This window comes from Streptomyces sp. MA5143a, from assembly GCF_900290235.1.
Classification (GTDB): Bacteria; Actinomycetota; Actinomycetes; order Streptomycetales; family Streptomycetaceae; genus Streptomyces.
Window position 1 is genome coordinate 47,564 of the sequence record NZ_OLMK01000050.1, and the last position, 17,600, is coordinate 65,163.

At 72.0% G+C, this 17,600-nt stretch carries 15 protein-coding genes and 1 tRNA gene; 12 read left to right on the forward strand and 4 right to left on the reverse strand.

Translation table 11 applies throughout. The annotated features are described in order from the left end of the window. From SMA5143A_RS22840 to SMA5143A_RS22850, 3 genes are all read left to right on the forward strand, one after another. Window positions 1-639: a GNAT family N-acetyltransferase gene (locus tag SMA5143A_RS22840; protein WP_181361973.1), complete on the forward strand. Its 639-nt coding sequence runs from the start codon at window positions 1-3 to the stop codon at window positions 637-639. A 222-nt stretch (window positions 640-861) separates the two neighbouring features. Then, window positions 862-2,250: a divisome protein SepX/GlpR gene (gene sepX, locus SMA5143A_RS22845; protein WP_107464909.1), complete on the forward strand. Its 1,389-nt coding sequence runs from the start codon at window positions 862-864 to the stop codon at window positions 2,248-2,250. Between the two features lie 124 nt (window positions 2,251-2,374). Next, a tRNA-Ala gene (locus SMA5143A_RS22850) sits at window positions 2,375-2,448 on the forward strand. A 50-nt stretch (window positions 2,449-2,498) separates the two neighbouring features. Here the strand turns inward: SMA5143A_RS22850 and SMA5143A_RS22855 are convergent. Together SMA5143A_RS22855 and SMA5143A_RS22860 are read right to left on the reverse strand one after the other, a co-directional pair. Next, complete coding sequence (locus SMA5143A_RS22855) at window positions 2,499-2,891, reverse strand: hypothetical protein (protein ID WP_181361974.1); 393 nt, start codon at window positions 2,889-2,891, stop codon at window positions 2,499-2,501. A 133-nt stretch (window positions 2,892-3,024) separates the two neighbouring features. After that, the gene (locus SMA5143A_RS22860) at window positions 3,025-3,501 is read right to left on the reverse strand and encodes a GNAT family N-acetyltransferase (protein WP_107464727.1); all 477 of its coding nucleotides are present in this window, start codon (window positions 3,499-3,501) and stop codon (window positions 3,025-3,027) included. A gap of 70 nt (window positions 3,502-3,571) precedes the next feature. Here SMA5143A_RS22860 and SMA5143A_RS22865 point away from each other — a divergent pair, with 70 nt between their 5' ends. Continuing rightward, the gene (locus tag SMA5143A_RS22865; protein WP_107464728.1) at window positions 3,572-4,396 is read left to right on the forward strand and encodes an exodeoxyribonuclease III; all 825 of its coding nucleotides are present in this window, start codon (window positions 3,572-3,574) and stop codon (window positions 4,394-4,396) included. 101 nt (window positions 4,397-4,497) lie between these two features. Here the strand turns inward: SMA5143A_RS22865 and SMA5143A_RS22870 are convergent, their stop codons facing one another. Further along, window positions 4,498-5,142, reverse strand: coding sequence for a MerR family transcriptional regulator (locus SMA5143A_RS22870; RefSeq protein WP_107464729.1), 645 nt, complete (start codon window positions 5,140-5,142; stop codon window positions 4,498-4,500). A 203-nt stretch (window positions 5,143-5,345) separates the two neighbouring features. Here SMA5143A_RS22870 and SMA5143A_RS22875 point away from each other — a divergent pair, with 203 nt between their 5' ends. The 4 genes from SMA5143A_RS22875 (at window position 5,346) to SMA5143A_RS22890 (ending at window position 9,087) form a co-directional block, all read left to right on the forward strand. After that, entirely contained in the window at window positions 5,346-6,929 is a 1,584-nt protein-coding gene (locus tag SMA5143A_RS22875) for a flavin-containing monooxygenase (RefSeq protein ID WP_107464730.1), read from the forward strand. Beyond that, window positions 6,926-7,864: an alpha/beta fold hydrolase gene (locus SMA5143A_RS22880; protein ID WP_107464731.1), complete on the forward strand. Its 939-nt coding sequence runs from the start codon at window positions 6,926-6,928 to the stop codon at window positions 7,862-7,864. Before SMA5143A_RS22875 ends, SMA5143A_RS22880 begins: the two co-directional genes overlap by 4 nt. Beyond that, complete coding sequence (locus tag SMA5143A_RS22885; RefSeq protein WP_107464732.1) at window positions 7,861-8,766, forward strand: SDR family oxidoreductase; 906 nt, start codon at window positions 7,861-7,863, stop codon at window positions 8,764-8,766. Before SMA5143A_RS22880 ends, SMA5143A_RS22885 begins: the two co-directional genes overlap by 4 nt. 81 nt (window positions 8,767-8,847) lie before the next feature. Continuing rightward, window positions 8,848-9,087: a hypothetical protein gene (locus SMA5143A_RS22890; RefSeq protein ID WP_107464733.1), complete on the forward strand. Its 240-nt coding sequence runs from the start codon at window positions 8,848-8,850 to the stop codon at window positions 9,085-9,087. A gap of 124 nt (window positions 9,088-9,211) precedes the next feature. Here the strand turns inward: SMA5143A_RS22890 and SMA5143A_RS22895 are convergent, their stop codons facing one another. Further along, entirely contained in the window at window positions 9,212-12,505 is a 3,294-nt protein-coding gene (locus tag SMA5143A_RS22895) for a S41 family peptidase (RefSeq protein ID WP_107464734.1), read from the reverse strand. 265 nt (window positions 12,506-12,770) lie between these two features. Here SMA5143A_RS22895 and SMA5143A_RS22900 point away from each other — a divergent pair, with 265 nt between their 5' ends. The 4 genes from SMA5143A_RS22900 to SMA5143A_RS22915 all read left to right on the forward strand — a co-directional run bounded on the left by SMA5143A_RS22900 (window position 12,771) and on the right by SMA5143A_RS22915 (window position 17,598). After that, the gene (locus SMA5143A_RS22900; protein ID WP_107464735.1) at window positions 12,771-13,370 is read left to right on the forward strand and encodes a TetR/AcrR family transcriptional regulator; all 600 of its coding nucleotides are present in this window, start codon (window positions 12,771-12,773) and stop codon (window positions 13,368-13,370) included. A gap of 166 nt (window positions 13,371-13,536) precedes the next feature. Then, a complete protein-coding gene (locus tag SMA5143A_RS22905; RefSeq protein WP_107464736.1) occupies window positions 13,537-15,771 on the forward strand; it encodes an MMPL family transporter in 2,235 nt (744 codons plus the stop codon). 165 nt (window positions 15,772-15,936) lie between these two features. Beyond that, window positions 15,937-17,019, forward strand: coding sequence for an epoxide hydrolase family protein (locus tag SMA5143A_RS22910; protein WP_107464737.1), 1,083 nt, complete (start codon window positions 15,937-15,939; stop codon window positions 17,017-17,019). A 69-nt stretch (window positions 17,020-17,088) separates the two neighbouring features. Next, window positions 17,089-17,598 carry a DinB family protein gene (locus SMA5143A_RS22915; RefSeq protein WP_107464738.1) on the forward strand — a complete coding sequence of 170 codons (510 nt, stop codon included), beginning with the start codon at window positions 17,089-17,091 and terminating at the stop codon, window positions 17,596-17,598. The last annotated feature ends 2 nt before the right edge of the window (window positions 17,599-17,600 follow it).

Below are 17,600 nucleotides of genomic sequence, written 5' to 3' on the forward strand. Positions count from 1 at the left end.
GTGCTGGTGGACGGCGATGTGGTCCTCCGGCCCATAAGGATGCGCGACCAGCGGGCCTGGCGCGAGGTCAACCGGCGCAACCGGGACTGGCTGCGCCCCTGGGAGGCGACCATCCCGCCGCCCACACCGAGCGGGCCCATCGCGCACCGGCCGACGTACCGTCAGATGGTCCGCCATCTGCGGGCGGAGGCGAACGCGGGCCGGATGCTGCCGTTCGTCATCGAGTACCAGGGGCGGCTCGTCGGGCAGTTGACGGTCGCGGGGATCACCTGGGGCTCGATGTGCTCCGGGCACGTCGGCTACTGGATCGACGAGTCGGTGGCCGGGCGCGGGGTCATGCCGACGTCGGTGGCGCTCGTCGTCGACCACTGCTTCAGAACCGTCGGACTGCACCGCATCGAGGTCTGCATTCGCCCCGAGAACCGGCCGAGCCGACGGGTCGTGGAGAAACTCGGATTCCGAGACGAAGGTCTTCGTCCACGATATCTTCACATCGATGGTGCCTGGCGTGATCATCTGGTCTTCGCCCTCACCGCGGAAGAGGTCCCCGAGGGGCTGCTCAGCCGTTGGCAGCGCGAACGGGCACGGCACGGGCGCAACGCCGGATCCGACGCGGGCAAGCCGGGACCGACTCAATAAATGAAATGCACGTTCGAATAAAGCTGATCGACCTGCGATCGGGTTGAACGAGTCGAAGCGTTCTCGGTGCGTACTCGATTCGCTCTCGATGCGTGAAATTGCCGCTCTCGGTGGCCAGCTGATCGGATCGATCACAAAAAAAGCTCGAAATATCAGCCAGATCGTGCGACACACCGGCCCAATTGGCAGATGGCCCCACGCAAACCCCTCTACGGTGTGAGCGTGAGCAGCAGCGGCCTCATCTACGCAGTCATCGTCGGGGCCTGGGCCGCCTACTTGGTGCCGATGTGGCTCCGTAGGCAGGACGAGCTGAACGAAGCCCGTCCGACGGAACGCTTCAGCACCGCCATCCGGCTGCTTTCCGGACGGGCGGGCATGGAGCGCCGATACGCCAAGGACCTGCGGGCGCGCTCCACCGACGAGGGGGAGCCCGACGCCGATCCGGACGCCGTCACCGACTCGGTGGACGTCCGGGCCTTCGCCATGCCCCCGCACCGGGCGCACACGAAGGCCCAACTCCCCGTGGAGCGGGGTGAGTCACCGCAGCACCCGAAGCAGGCGCAGCAGCAGCCCGGGAAACCGGCGCCGCAGGGCAAGGCCGGCCCGCAGGGCAAGCCGATGCCCCAGCAGGCCGGCGGCAAGCCGATGGCCGCGCCTGCCTCGGCCGGGGCGCAGGGCGGAGCCGGGATGCAGGGCGGGGCTGGGATGCAGGGCGCCGGCCGCGCGAAGTCCGCGGCAGCCGCCTCGCCCTCTTCGTCACCCTCTTCCTCTTCCTCTCCCTCCTCGCCGTCGGGCAAGAGGAAGGCGGCCGCGCGCAAGGCGGCCTCCGCGGAGGCACTGGCACGGGCCCGGCGCACGAAGGTGCTCGCGCGCCGACGGCGTACGACCGTGATGCTCTTCCTCGCCTTCACACTCGGCGCGGTGGTCGCCGCGGTCGGCGGACTCGCCTTCCTGTGGGCGCCCGCCGTCCCCGCAGTGCTGCTGAGCGGGTACATCGCGCATCTGCGCCGCCAGGAGCGCAAGCGGTTCGCGTACGTCATGGACCGCAGGCGGGCCGAGGTGGCGGCGCAGCAACTGCGGGAGCGACAGCCCAGGCGGCGGCCGGTGACCGAAGCGGTGGACGCCGACGAGCCGGAGGACGGGCCAGAGAACGAGGAGACCAGGCCCGACCTGAACGCCCTCGCGGCCGACCGCCGGGCCCTCGTCGAGCAGACCGACCACGCCGAGTGGATCGACCAGCAGCGCGAGCGCCAGCGCAAGCCCGGCCAGGGCGAGAGCTGGGACCCCGTCCCCGTCCCGCTCCCCACCTACGTCACTGCGCCGGTCGCCCCCCGGGCCACCTCCGGGGTCGATCTCGGCGCACCGGACGCGTGGAGCTCCGCGCGCTCCAGCGCGGCCGACCCGCACGCCGGAGCGCGGGAGGCGGAGTCGGAGTCCTCCGCCGAGGAGGACCCTGCCGGTGCCGAGCCGTCCGAGGCCGCGGACACCCCCGGCGGCGGCCGCTCCGACGCCCGCCGCGCCGCGTCCGCGCGCCGCTCCCGCGAGCGGGGCCGCACACCGCTCTTCGACCAGTACGAGGACGGCGACCGCCCCCGGGCGGCCAACGAGTGACTCCCGGCCCCCTGGTCCGCGCGCTCCCTGACCAGCCACGAGCCGGTCGGAAGCGGATCGGCGGCCCACCCGGAACGGATTTCCAAGCAGCCGGATGGGGATGCTAGAGTTTCACTCGTTGCAAGGGCCTGTGGCGCAGTCCGGTAGCGCACCTCGTTCGCATCGAGGGGGCCAGGGGTTCAAATCCCCTCAGGTCCACGCAGCTCAGAGCCCCCAGTGGTATCACCACTGGGGGCTCTGACGTGTTGTCAGGCGGTAGTCGTGGGAGCGGCGGACGTCGGGGCGGTGATCGTGTCGAAGTAGGGCCAGCCGTCCAGTTCGATCGTGTGGGCGGACGGGGAGCGGTCCAGGGCGGGGGACGCGGCGTCCAGGAGGCGGCGGACCGTGGCGGGTTCATAGAGGTTGAGCCAGGTGTGGTCCGGGAGGCGGACCAGGTCGCCGGCCGCGAAGTAGCAGCTGGAGACGACCCGGTTCTCGGCCGGCGCGAAGACCAGGACCAGACGGCGGCGCCCGGGACCCTCCGGGTAGAGCGTGAGCTTCAGCCGGCAGTGGCCGTAGGCGCGGTGGGAGCGTTGGCGGACCGTCCACAGCCAGGTGGTGTCACCCACGACCATGCGGCGCAGGCGGCGGTTGTCTTTCACGGGGCTCACGGTAGGGGGCGGAGGCGACGGCGGCACGGGGATTTTCACGCCGCCGGGCTGACCTGCCCCGACTGACCCCCGCTGCCCCGCTGCCTGACCCCCGCTGCCTGGCTGCCTCGCTGGTCGCGTCCGGTCAGAGCGGCTTCGCGAAGCAGAGGCTCAGTTCGTGGAAGCGGTAGTAGCCGAACTTGGCGCAGGGCTCGTAGCCGCTGGAGGCGTAGAGGGCGACGGCCTCGGGCTGCTTCGTGCCCGTTTCGAGGACCATGCGCGTACGGCCGGCCGCGCGGGCGTCGGTCTCCAGCCGGGTCAGGATGCGGCGGGCCAGGCCCAGGCCGCGGGCGGCCGGGGTGACATACATGCGCTTGATCTCCGCGTCCCCGTCCAGGTAGCCCTCGTCGCTCGCGTCCTGAGAGCGCCAGCCGCCCGTCGCGACCGGTCTGTCCTGGCCGTCGTAGGCGATCAGATACAGCCCGACCGGTGGCATGAAGTGCGCGGGGTCGACATGGGTGGCGTCCCCGCCGTCGCCGTAGCGGACGGCGTACTCGGCCTGGACCTCGTCGTTCAGCTTGACGGCGTCGGGGTGGTCGAAGCGTACGGGGCGGATAATCATGTCGTGGATCGTACAACTATGCATGGTCGGGGAACGGTGAGCGGGCTCGTCGGAATCTGGACACAGTCCAATGTACGGGTATCGTGCAGCGGTGCTCACTGTGACCTCTGTGAATGTGAACGGGCTTCGGGCCGCCGCGAAGAAGGGCTTCGTGGAGTGGCTCGGCGAGACCTCCGCGGACGTGCTGTGCCTCCAGGAGGTGCGGGCCGAGCCCGGGCAGCTGCCCGAGACGGTGCGGGAGCCCGACGGGTGGTACGTCGTGCACGCGCCGGCCGCCGCCAAGGGGCGCGCGGGGGTGTCGCTGTACACCCGGCGTGAACCCGACCGGGTGCGGGTGGGGTTCGGGTCGGCCGAGTTCGACGGCACCGGACGCTATGTCGAGGCCGACCTGCCCGGCGTCACCGTGGCCAGCCTCTATCTGCCCTCCGGTGAGGTCGGGACCGAACGGCAGGACGAGAAGGTGCGGTTCATGGGGGAGTTCCTCCCCTATCTGAAGGAGCTGCGCGAGCGGGCCGCCGCCGACGGGCGTGAGGTCGTCGTGTGCGGCGACTGGAACATCGCCCACCGGGAGGCCGACCTCAAGAACTGGCGCGGCAACGTCAAGAACTCCGGGTTCCTCCCGGAGGAGCGCGCCTGGCTCAGCCGCGTCTTCGACGAGACCGACGGCGGCTACGTGGACGTCGTGCGCGCCCTGCACCCCGACGTCGAGGGACCGTACACCTGGTGGTCGTATCGGGGGAGGGCTTTCGACAACGACAGCGGATGGCGCATTGACTACCACGCGGCCACCGCCCGGCTCGCAGGCAAGGCGGTCAAGGGGCTCGTGGAGCGGGCCGCCACGCACGCGGAGCGCTGGTCGGACCATGCCCCGGTGACCGTCGTCTACGACCTCTGACCGGCCTGGGAGGGCTTGACCGTCGGCTCCGGCCGCACTCGCTCCGGATCGCGGCCCACTCCGGCCGCACTCGCTCCGGGCCGCCGCGTGGTCGGCCCCGGCTACGGCTGCTCGTCCTCACGGCCGGCCTGGCGCAGGCGGCGGTCCAAAGCCATCGACAGTTCTGCCTCCGCCACGCTCTTCGCCAGGGGGCGGAGGCGTTCGAGGTCCTCGGGGGTGTGGTCGGGGTGGTTGAGGATGAGGTCGGTGAAGAGGGTGGCCAGGGCCTCGGCGTGGGTGCGGACCTGGCGGCCGGTGGCGAGGACGTCGGCCAGGGGGATGCCCTCGCGGACCAGGGCTGCGGAGACGTCGAGGAGGCGGCGGCTGAGGTGGACGATCTCGCCGCCGTCGGTGGCGAGGTAGCCGAGGTCGAGGGCGGCGGAGAGGTTCTCGGGGGTCGCCTGGTCGCCGAAGTGGTCGGCGAGGGCCTCGGGGGTGAGGCGGACCGGGGTCTCCTCGGTGGGCGCGCCGAGGCCCAGCAGTTCGCCCACGTCGCGGCCCTGGTCGAAGGCCTCGGCGAGTTCCGCGATGCCGTTCAGGGTGTGGCCGCGCTCCAGCAGGGCCGAGATCGTGCGCAGCCGGGCCAGGTGCGTGTCGTCGTACCAGGCGATGCGGCCCTCGCGGCGGGGCGGCGGGATCAGTCTGCGTTCCCGGTAGAAGCGCAGGGTGCGTACGGTGATGCCGGCCTTCCTGGCCAGCTCCTCCATGCGGTACTCGCGTCGCTCGCCGTCTGCTGCCACGTGGGCAGCCTATGTTGTACCGGCGGTAACTCGGCAGCGCCCGACCCCTACCCATCGGTACGGTCCTGCCCTACTCTCGCCATTGCGCCAGCGATTACTGGCGTGGACGTGGGGTGCGGACGCAGGGTGCGGACGCGGTGTGCGCACGCGATGAGGCGTGGAGGTACCGGATGGCCGAGCAGGGGCAGGGGCAGGGGCAGACGGACGGGGGCGGGTCCTCGTACCCGCACGTCCGGGTGGCGGTGATCGGGGCCGGGTTCGGCGGGCTGGGCGCCGCCGTACGCCTGCGGCGGGAAGGGATCACCGACTTCGTCGTGCTGGAGCGGGGCGGCTCGGTCGGCGGCACCTGGCGGGACAACGACTACCCGGGGTGCGCCTGCGACGTGCCGTCGCACCTGTACTCGTTCTCCTTCGCGCCCAACCCGGACTGGCCGCGCACCTTCTCCGGGCAGCAGCACATCCGGGCCTATCTGGAGCATGTCGCCGATGTCTTCCGGTTGCGGCCGCACATCCGGCTGCACTGCGAGGTCAAGCGGATGAGCTGGGACGGTGAGGGGCTGCGCTGGGAGATCGAGACCAGTGGCGGGCGGTTCTCCGCGGATGTCGTGGTCTCCGCCACCGGGCCGCTCTCCGACCCCAAGGTCCCTGAGGTGCCCGGCATCGACTCGTTTCCCGGCGAGGTGTTCCACTCCGCGCGCTGGAACCATGACTACGACCTCGGCGGCAAGCGGGTCGCGATGGTCGGCACGGGTGCCTCGGCGATCCAGATCGTGCCCGCGATCCAGCCCGAGGTCGGCCGGCTGACCCTGTTCCAGCGGACGCCGCCGTGGGTGCTGCCCCGCGTCGACCGTGACATCAGCCGGGCCGAGCGGTGGCTGCACCGGCAGCTGCCCTTCACCACGCAGGCCCGGCGCGGGCTGCTGTGGGGCATCCGGGAGCTCCAGGTGCAGGCCTTCACCAAGCGGCCCGAACAGCTGGGCCTGGTGGAGCGGATGGCCCGGCGGAACATGGCGCGGGCGATCAAGGACCCCGCCCTGCGTGCCCGGCTCACGCCCGACTACCGCATCGGCTGCAAGCGGATCCTGCTGTCGAACACCTACTATCCGGCGCTCACCCGGCCGAACGTCGACGTGGTCGCCTCCGGGCTCGCCCGTGTCGAGGGCTCCACGCTCGTCGCCGCCGACGGGACCACCGCCGAGGCCGACGCGATCGTCTTCGGCACCGGGTTCCACGTCACCGACATGCCCATCGCCGACCGGGTCGTGGGCGCCGAGGGCCGGACCCTCGCCGAGTCCTGGGCCGACGGCGGGATGCGGGCGCTGCGCGGGGCGTCGGCCGCCGGGTTCCCGAACTGGATGACGATCATCGGGCCCAACACGGGCCTCGGGAACTCCAGCATGATCCTGATGATCGAGTCCCAGCTGAACTACATGGCGGACTTCCTGCGGCAGTTGGACGTGCTCGGCGGCCGGGTCGCCCTGGACGCCCGGGCCGACGCCGTGGACGCCTGGAACCGGCGCGTCCAGAAGCGTATGGAACGGACCGTCTGGAACACCGGCGGCTGCACCAGCTGGTACCTCGACGCGCACGGCCGCAACACCACCATCTGGCCCGGCACGACCACCGAGTTCCGGGGCGCCACCCGGCGGGTGGATCTCGCCGAGTACGAGGTGCTGCGGGTGCCGCCGCCCGGTGCGGGCACGACCCGGGGGACGACCGCGACCGAGGCGACGAAGGTGGAGGCCGGAGCGTGACCCGACTGACCCATGTGAAGCACGGGCCCTACGCCCCGCCCGTCGCCGTACGGGAGTTGACGGCCGTGTCCGCCGACGGCGCGCGGCTGCACGTGGAGACCCACGGGCCGGACGACGCGCCCGCGGTGGTGCTCGTGCACGGCTGGACCTGCTCGACCGCGTTCTGGGCGGCGCAGATCCGGGACCTCGCCGTCGACCACCGGGTGATCGCCTACGACCAGCGCGGTCACGGCCGCAGCCCCGCGTCCGCCCTGTGCAGCACGGACGCCCTCGCGGACGATCTGGAGGCGGTGCTCGCGGCGACGCTCGCGCCCGGTGAGAAGGCCGTGCTCGTCGGGCACTCGATGGGCGGGATGACGCTGATGGCGGCCGCGGCACGGGCCGGTGTGCGGGAGCACGCGGCGGCGGTGCTGCTGTGCAGCACCGGCAGTTCGAAGCTGGTGTCCGAGGCGCTCGTCGTGCCCGGCCGCCCCGGACGGACGCGCACCTGGCTCACCGCCAAGGTCCTCGGGTCGCGGGCGCCGCTCGGGCCGGTCACACCGGTCGCCCGGCGGATCCTGAAGTACGCCACCATGGGCCCCGGTTCGTCGCCGGCGATGGTCGAGGCGTGCGCGCGGATCGTGCACGCGTGCCCGGCACGGGTGCGGCACGCCTGGTCGCGGGTCCTCGACACGCTCGACCTCGACCACGGGGTACGGGCGTTGACGGTGCCGGCCGCCGTCCTCGTGGGCACGGCGGACCGGATGACCCCGCCGGTGCACGCGCGGACGCTGGCCGCCGCGCTGCCGGACTGCGTGGGGGTGACCGAGCTGACCGGTGTCGGGCACATGTCGCCGGTGGAGGCACCGGAGGCGGTCACCGCCCGGATACGCGCCCTGGTGACGGCGTACGGACCACGGACCGAGCGGGACGAGTTGGAGGAGGCGGGCGCATGAGCAGGGGCGGCAGCAGGGGGAACGTCCTGGAGGGGCGGGTCGCGGTGGTCACCGGGGCCGCGCGGGGCGTGGGGGAACTCCTCGCCCGCAAGCTCTCGGTGCGCGGGGCGAAGGTCGCGCTCGTCGGGCTGGAGCCGGACGAGCTGAAGGCGGTCGGTGAACGCCTCTACGGCGAGAGCGAGTTCTGGCACGCCGATGTCACCGACCACGAGGCGATGGCGCGGGTCGCCGCCGAGGTGAAGGAGCGCTTCGGCCGGGTGGACATCGTCGTCGCCAACGCGGGCGTCGCCAACGGCGGTCCCTTCGTCGACTCCGACCCGGACGCCTGGCGGCGGGTCATCGAGGTCAACCTCGTCGGATCGGCCGTGACCGGGCGGGTGTTCCTGCCCGCGCTCGTGGAGAGCCGGGGGTATCTGTTGCAGATCGCCTCCCTCGCCGCGATCACCCCGGCGCCGATGATGACGGCGTACTGCGCGTCCAAGGCGGGCGTCGAGGCGTACGCGCACAGTCTGCGGGCCGAGGTCGGGCACAAGGGCGTCGGCGTCGGGGTCGCGTATCTGTCGTGGACCGACACGGACATGGTCCGCGGGGCCGATCAGGAGCACGCCATGCGGGAGTTGCGGGAGCGGCTGCCGTGGCCGGCCGGCAAGACGTATCCGCTGGGCCCGGCCGTGGACCGGATCGTGGCCGGGATCGAACGGCGGTCCGGGCATGTCTACGGGCAGTGGTGGCTGCGGGGCATGCAGGGCGTCCGGGGGTATCTGCCGGGCCTCATCGGGGCTTTCGGGCCGCGTGAGGTGCGGCGGTTCGAGGGGCGGCTGCGGGGCGTGCCGACCGGGCTCGTGGGGGCGGGCGGTGCCGCCGACGAACGGGAGCGCCGGGTGATCGGTGACCGTGAGTGAGTGATCGAAATGCGTTGAATGTCGGCCCGTGTTTGTCTGGTCGAGGCCCGATCCCCTCACCCACATTGGGAGTGAAACCACATGGGCATGAAGGACCAGTTCCAGGAGAAGACCGAGCAGCTCAAGCACCAGGCGCGGCAGAAGGCCGGGCGGCCTCCGCAGGAGTCGGAGCGGATGTCCCCCGAGGAGCGTGCGCGTCAGGAGCGTGAGCGGGCTCAGCAGCAGCCTGGGCAGCGCGGCCGGCAGCCGCAGGGCGAGCGCGAGCGCGGCCGCGACCTGCGTGACGCCGAGGACCGGTTCCAGCAGGACTACGACATCTGAGTCGAGCGTCCGCTGAGATCCCGGGCGGGGCGCCCTCTTCACCGAGGGCGCCCCGTTCTCGTGTCGGCCGCCCGTCCCCGGCGGCAGCTTCTGAGCCGCTGCGCCTCGGTGGCAGCGGAGCTTCTCAGCCGCCTTTCCTGGGCGGCAGTTTCGGGCGGGACCTGTCCGGCACGTTGGCGTAGTCCGGGGGGTTCGCGGCGGGGTGGGTCTTGAGCAGGTCCAGGGCGAGGGTGACCGCGGCGTCGAGCTGGGAGTTGCGGCCCTCCGCCCAGTCGAGCGGGGTGCGCTCGACCTCGACGTCGGGCAGGACGCCCCGGTTCTCGATGGACCAGCCGTACGCGTCGAACCAGGCGGCGTTCATGGGGACCGTGATGACGGTGCCGTCGCCGAGCTGGTGGCGGCCGGTCATGCCGACGACGCCGCCCCAGGTGCGCAGGCCCACCACCGGGCCGAGTCCGAGGAGCTTGAAGGCCGCCGTGATCATGTCGCCGTCGGACGAGGTCGCCTCGTCGGCCAGCGCCACCACCGGCCCGCGCGGCGCGTTGGAGGTGTACGACACCGGCTGAGCGCCCCGGGTGAGGTCCCAGCCGAGGATCCTGCGGGTGAGCTTCTCCACCACCAGTTCGCTGATGTGGCCGCCCGCGTTGCCGCGCACGTCCACGATCAGGGCCGGACGGGAGACCTCCATGCGCAGGTCGCGGTTGAACTGGGCCCAGCCGGAGCCGCCCATGTCGGGGATGTGGAGGTAGCCGCAGTGTCCGCCGCTGAGTTCGTGGACGACCGTGCGGCGTTTGGCGACCCAGTCCTGGTAGCGCAGGGGGCGCTCGTCGAGGAGGGGGACCACGGCCACCCGGCGCGCCCGGCCCTGGCCCTCCGCCGGGGTGAACGTCAGCTCCACCGTCGTACCGCCCGCGCCCGCCAGCAGGGGGTACGGGCCCGTGGTCGGGTCGACCGGGCGGCCGTCGACATGGGTCAGGACGGCGCCCTCGCGGATGCCCGTACCGGCGAGCGGGGAGCGGGCCTTGGAGTCCGAGGAGTCGCCGGGCAGGACCCGGCGGACCTGCCAGCCGTCGTCCCGGCGCACGAAGTTGGCGCCGAGGAGTCCCTGGCGGCGCTGGTAGTGGGGCGGGCCCTCGTTGCGGCGGGCGGCGGACACATAGGCGTGGGAGGTGCCCAGTTCGCCGAGGACCTCGCGCAGGAGGTCGGCGAACTCGTCCGGGGAGGCGACCCGTTCGACGAGGGGCCGGTACTGGTCGAGGACCCCGTCCCAGTCGATGCCGCTCATGCCCGGGTCCCAGAAGTGGGCGCGGATCAGCCGGCCCGCCTCGGCGTAGGACTGGCGCCACTCGGCGGCCGGGTCGACCTCGTGCATGATGCGCCGCAGGTCGATCCAGACGGTGCTGTCGCTGTCGCCGGACTCGGTGGAGGGCACGGCCCTCAGGTCGCCCTCGTCGACGACCACGAGACGGGTGCCGTCGCCGCTGATCGCGAACCAGTCGAGGTGGGAGACGAGTTCGGACTTCTTCGCCTTGCTGATGTTGAAGTACTCCAGGGTCGGGCGCCCGGTCATGTCGTCGGGGTTGGCGAAGGTCTCACCGAGGGCGCCGGAGATCGGCCAGCGCAGCCAGACCAGACCGCCGCCGTTCACCGGGCACAGCGCCGAGTACTTGGAGGCGGTGACGGGGAAGGGCGTGACCCGGTTCTCCAGGCCCTCGACCTCCACGGTGACCGTGCCGGCGGCGTCCTCGTCCTCGTCGGGGTCCATGCCCCCGGCGACCGGGCGGCCGTCGGGGTTGAGGGCGAACGGGGAGGGCGTGGCGGAGGAGAGCGGGACCAGATAGGGGCGGCAGCCGAGGGGGAAGGACAGGTCGCCGGTGTGGACGTCGTAGACCGGGTCGAAGCCGCGCCAGGACAGGAAGGCCAGATAGCGGCCGTCGCCGGTGAACACCGGGTTCTCGTCCTCGAAGCGGCCGCCCGTGACGTCGACGATCAGCCGGTCCTTCAGACGGGCCATCTTGATCTGGCGCAGGCTGCGGCCGATGCCCGGATGGGACCAGGCCAGCCAGCTGCCGTCGGGTGAGAACGCGAGGTCGCGGACGGGCCCGTTGATCGAGGTGATGATCTCGGTGACCTCGCCGTTGGACTCCTCCGTGGCGTCGAGCAGCAGCAGCCGGCCGTCGTGCGCGGCGAGGGCGAGGCGCTCGCCCGCCGGGTCCGCGACCATCTCCAGGACCCGGCCCACCGCGCCGGACGCGAGACGGCGGGGCTCGCGTTCGCCGGTGGCCCGGGGGAGGTAGGCGATCTCGATCGCGTCCTCCCCGTCGGCGTCCGTCACATACGCGACCTGGCCGCCGGAGCCGAGCATCTCGGGCAGCCGGACGCGGACACCGGGGGTGTCGGTGATGGTCCGGGCGGGCCCGTCGCGGTGGGTCAGCCAGTACAGGCTGCCGCGGACGACGACGGCACTGGCCCTGCCCGTCTCGTCGACGGACAGGCCGTCGACGTGCTGCGCGGCCGGCACCTGGTACGGCCGCCGCCCGGTGAGAGATCCGCCGAGACGGATGTCGAGCCTGCGGGGTGCCGCGTCGGGGGCGAGGTCGTCGACGATCCACAGGTCGCCCGCGCACTGGTACACCACCCGGCTGCCGTCGCTCGCCGCGTGCCGGGCGTAGAAGGCGTCGTGGTCGGTGTGGCGGCGCAGGTCGGAGCCGTCGTACGCGCAGGAGTAGAGGTTGCCGACGCCCTCGTGGTCGGAGAGGAACGCGATGCGGCCGCCGACGAACATGGGGGAGTGCAGATGCCCGTCGAGGTCGGGCAGCAGCCGCTCGCCGTGCAGCCAGAGTCGGCCCGTGGCGCCGCCGCGGTAGCGCTTCCACGAGGCCGGTTCGTGCGGGGGCGTGCCGGTGAGCAGCAGCGTGCGGCGCTCACCGTCGATCTCGGCGACCTGGAGGGCGGAGACGGGCCCCCAGGGCAGTTTGCGGCCGGGGTCGCCGTCGGGCCGGACCTTGTACGCCCAGGTGTAGTAGGAGAAGGGCTCGCCGTGCGAGGCGACGGCCAGGATGTCGGAGCGGCCCTCGTCGTCGGCGTCCGGCGGCGTCCAGCCGCAGACCTCGGTGTCGGGGCTGCCCCAATGGGTGAGGCGGCGCGCGGGCCCGCCGCCGTCCACCGGCGCCAGATGGATCTCCGGGACGATGCTGCGCCAGCTCGTGTACGCGATGTGGCGGCCGTCGGGCGAGAAGCGCGGGGTGGCGGCCTTCGTACGGTCGACGGTGAGGCGCCAGGCGCGGTCGGAGCCGTCGAGCGGGGCCAGCCACAGATCGTCCTCGGCGACGAAGCAGACGCGGTCGCCGCCGATATGGGGAAAGCGCAGGTAGCCGGGGGTGCCCCGGCCGCTTCCGGTCTCGTATGAGTCGCTCACCTCCCCATGCTTCGCCGGGTCGGGGGGCGCGGCAACTCGTGCGCGGGGCGGTTGGGGGGAGGAGCCGCGGGGCACGTGACCCGGGCTCGTGACCCAAGCTGGTGACCCAGGACACGAACGAAACCGTTTCGTTTCTTTAAGGCTCGGGGTATCGTCTTAAGCGTACGAAACCGTTTCGTTCGAGAGTGGGTCGACCGGCCTGTGCCCCGGCACGCGGCCGGTAGCCTTGTCGTCTCGAACGTCCAGTGGGAGTGGGGAGAGTGGGATGACTGAGACCGCGACGGCGCGCCGCAGTCGACTCACGCCCGAGCGCGAGGCCGAGCTGTACGCGGCCGTGCTCGACCTGCTCCGGGAGGTCGGCTACGACGCCCTCACCATGGACGCCGTGGCCGCCCGCACCAGGTCCAGCAAGGCCACCCTCTACCGCCAGTGGGGCGGCAAGGCCGAGCTGGTCGCGAAGGCGATCGGCAAGGAGAAGTCGATGGGCGCCCGCGCCGTCGACACCGGTTCCCTCCGCGGCGACCTGCACGCCCTGGCGCGGCGCGAGGACGACTGCGTCATGGAGCAGAACTCCGCGCTCATGCGGGGCCTGGCCATGGCGGTGCACACGAACCCCGAACTGCTGGTGGCCTTCCGGGAGTTCCTCATCGAACCGCAGGTCGCCGAGTTCCAGCGGCTGCTGGAACGCGCGGTCGAACGCGGTGAGGTCCGGCCGGACAACCCGGCGCTCGACTTCGTGATGCACATGATGCTCGGTGCCTTCGTGACCCGGACGCTGCTCGAAGAGCTGCCTCCGACGCAGGCCTTCCTCGTTTCGTACATCGACGCCGTGGTCCTCCCCGCCCTCGGTGTACCGACCGACTGACGCACCCCGAGCCATCGCCGCGTGACACGCGGCTGAGCCCCACCTGACGCCACCGCTCACGTCGTCGGGCCGATCGACCCTGTTCGCGTACTCCCCGGTACGGCAGCACACGGGCCGATCACCCCTGCCCTCCTGCACGTCCACGACCTGAACGGGAGTACCGCCCGTGGCCACATTCCTCTACGAACTGGGCCGACTCGCCTTCCGGCGACGACACTTCGTCGCCCTGATCTGGGTCGCGCTGCTGACCCTCGCGGGCGTCGGCGCCGCCTCCGCGCCCACCGCGGGCTCGTCCTCCTTCTCCGTCCCCGGCACCGAGGCACAGAAGGCCTTCGACCTGCTGGACCAGCGCTTCCCCGGCATGAACGCCGACGGCGCCACCGCACGCGTCGTCTTCAAGGCGCCCGCCGGCGAGAAGATGGCCGACGCCGCGAACAAGGCGGCCGTCGAGCGGACCGTCAGGGAACTGGACACCGGCTCCGAGGTCACCTCCGTCACCGACCCGTTCAAGAGCGGGTCGGTCTCGAAGGACGGCACGATCGCCTACGCCCAGGTGCGGTACGAGGTCTCCGGCATGGAGCTGGAGGACGCCTCCAAGGACGCCCTGGAGGACGCCGCCGAGGGTGCCCGGGACAGCGGGCTGACCGTGGAGATCGGCGGCGATGCCCTCCAGGCCGCGCCGCACACCGGGACCACGGAGATCATCGGCATCGCGGTCGCCGCCGTCGTCCTCGTCATCACCTTCGGCTCGCTGGTCTCGGCGGGGCTGCCGCTGTTGACCGCCCTCGTCGGCGTGGGCATCGGCGTCGCCTCGATCACCGCGCTGGCGAGCGCCCTCGACCTCGGCACCACCACCTCGACGCTCGCGATGATGATCGGCCTGGCGGTCGGCATCGACTACGCCCTCTTCATCGTCTCCCGCTACCGCGCGGAACTCGCCGAGGGCCGCGACCGCGAGGAGGCCGCGGGCCGGGCCACCGGCACGGCCGGCTCCGCCGTGGTCTTCGCCGGACTGACGGTCGTCATCGCCCTCGTCGGCCTCGCGGTCGTCAACATCCCGATGCTCACCAAGATGGGTGTCGCGGCGGCGGGCACGGTCGCCGTCGCGGTCCTCATCGCCCTCACCATGGTCCCGGCGCTCCTCGGCTACGCGGGCGCCAAGGTCCGCCCGACGGGGCACAAGGCCCGCTGGATGGGCGGCGGTCGTGCCGCGGGGAAGGCCGGGGGCACCGAGGGTGCGGAGAAGCCCAACATGGGGACGCGGTGGGCCCGTTTCGTGGTCCACAGGCCGGTGATGGTGCTGCTCGTGGCGGTGATCGGCCTCGGCGCCGCCGCGATCCCGGCGAGCTCCCTCGAACTCGGCCTGCCCGACGACGGCTCCCAGCCGACGTCCACCACCCAGCGCCGCGCCTACGACCTCCTCTCCGAGGGCTTCGGCCCCGGTTCCAACGGCCCGCTGATGGTCGTGGTCGACGCGAAGTCCGCCGACGACCCGAAGGCCGCCGTCAAGCAGGTGTCCGACGAGGTCAAGGACATGAAGGGCGTCGTCACGGTCACCCCGGCGACGTACAACAAGGCCGGTGACACCGCGATGATCACCGTGGTCACCGACTCCAAGCCGTCGTCCGTGGCGACCGAGGACGTGGTCCACGAGATCCGCGGCGCCGGGCCGGCGATCAAGGCCGACTCCGACGCGAACGTCCTGGTCACCGGCGCGACGGCGATGAACATCGACGTCTCCCAGAAGCTCGACGACGCGCTCGTGCCGTATCTGGTCCTGGTGGTCGGCCTCGCCTTCCTGCTGCTGATCGTGGTCTTCCGCTCGGTCCTCGTCCCACTGAAGGCGGCCCTCGGCTTCCTGCTCAGCGTGATGGCGGCGCTCGGCGCGGTGGTCGCGGTCTTCCAGTGGGGCTGGCTGGCGGACGTGGTGGGCGTCGAGGAGACCGGCCCGGTCATGTCGATGATGCCGATCTTCATGGTGGGCGTCGTCTTCGGTCTCGCCATGGACTACGAGGTCTTCCTGGTGACGCGGATGCGTGAGGCGTACGTCCACGGCGAGCGCCCCGGACAGGCCGTGGTCACCGGCTTCCGGCACGGGGCGCGGGTGGTGACGGCCGCGGCGGTCATCATGATGGCGGTCTTCGCGGGCTTCATCGGCTCCAGTGAGTCGATGGTCAAGATGATCGGCTTCGGCCTCGCCGTCGCGGTCCTCTTCGACGCCTTCGTGGTCCGGATGGCCATCGTCCCGGCCGTCCTCGCCCTGCTCGGCGACAAGGCCTGGTGGCTGCCGAGGTGGCTGGACCGGGCGCTGCCCGACGTCGACGTCGAGGGCGAGGGCCTGCGCACGCACGGCGACGCCGCCGAGGGCACGGAGCGCGACGAGGAACTCGTGCGCGCCTGACGCGCCGGCCTCCCCGTAGAACCGGCCGGTGAGGGCCCACAGGGGCGGGGACCCTCACCGGCCGCACGCACCAGGCGGGCGCGCCGGTGCGATAGAGGACAGGATCTGGCCTATATGGCTCCTAGCCTGGTCGTACCAGCCCACGCCGAGGCAACCGGAGCGATCATGGACACGCAGGTCCGTCCCTTCCGTATCGACATCCCGCAGGCCGAACTGGACGACCTGAAGGACCGGTTGGCGCGCACGCGCTGGCCGCGACAGCTGCCGGGCGAGGGGGCCGACCGGGGAGTCCCCGTGGCGGAGGTCAGGGAACTGGCCGAGTACTGGCGCACGGCGTACGACTGGCGGACCCATGAACGCCGGCTCAACGCGTTCCCCCAGTACCTCACCGAGATCGACGGCCTCGACGTCCACTTCCTGCACGTCCGCTCGCCCCGGCCGGACGCCGTGCCGCTGCTGCTCTCCCACGGCTGGCCCAACTCGGTCGTCGAGTTCACGCGCCTGATCGGCCCGCTCACCGAGCGAGGGTTCCATGTCGTCGCCCCCTCCGTCCCCGGGTTCGCCTTCTCCGAGGGGCCGCGCGAGACCGGCTTCGGCGTCGACCGGGTGGCCCGCATGTGGGCCGAGCTGATGAGCCGTCTCGGCTACGACCGCTACGGCACCCAGGGCGGCGACCTCGGCGCGTACCTGGCGCCCGCGGTGGCCCGCGTGGCCCCCGCGCACGTCATCGGCGTCCACATCAACGGCGGGTTCGGCTTCCCGACCGAGAAGGACCTGCCCGAACTGACCCCGGACGAGCGGGCGTTGTACGACATGGTCCAGCAGTGGTCGCAGGGCGGCGTCGACCACCACACCCTGCTCCGCCACACCCCGCAGACCTTCGCGTACGGCTGGCACGACTCCCCGGTCGCCCAGCTCTCGTGGATGATGCAGAAGTTCCGGGACTTCGGCGTCCAGGGCATGGACCGCGACCTGTTCCTCACCAACGTCACGCTCTACTGGCTGACCGGGACGTCCGGCACGTCGTCCTGGTTCATGTACGAGCGGGACGAGTTCACCTGGCCGGAGGGCCAACGGCAGGTGCCGACCGGTGTGTACTGCGGGCCGCCCGCCGTCCGCCGCCTCGCCGAGCGCGACAACCGGATCGTGCACTGGCCCGAGTCCAACCCGGGCCACCACTTCGTGGGGATGGACGAACCGGAGGCCCTGGCCGCCGACATCCGCGCCTTCTTCGACAAGATGCTCTGAACACACCCGACGCCGGACGGGCACGGCTGCGGACCGCTTTGGGGAACCCGAGAACGAGGAGGACGGCCGATGGCCGAGGACAAGCGGGTGGGGCCGCCCCACTTCGGATCCGAGCGGGAGACGCTGAGGGCCTTCCTCGACTACCACCGCGCGACCCTCGCCATGAAGTGCGAGGGCCTCACCGACGCGGAGCTGCGGCAGCGGTCGATGCCGCCGTCCACGCTGTCGCTGCTCGCGCTGGTCCGCCACCTGGCCGAGGTGGAACGGGCCTGGTTCCGCCGGGTGTTCGAGGACAACGACGCGCCCATGGTCTGGTCGGACGAGATCGACTTCCAGGCCGCGTACGACGACAGCGCCTCGACACGGGCGGAGGCGTTCGCCGCGTGGGAGGCCGAGGTCGAGCACTCCCGCCGTATCGAGCTCGCGGCTCCCTCCCTCGACCTGACCGGCCGCCAGCCGCGCTGGGACGAGGAGGTCTCCCTGCGGATGGTCATGGTCCACGTCCTGCTGGAGTACGGCCGCCACAACGGCCACGCGGACCTCCTGCGGGAGGGGGTGGACGGGGCGGTCGGGGCGTGACG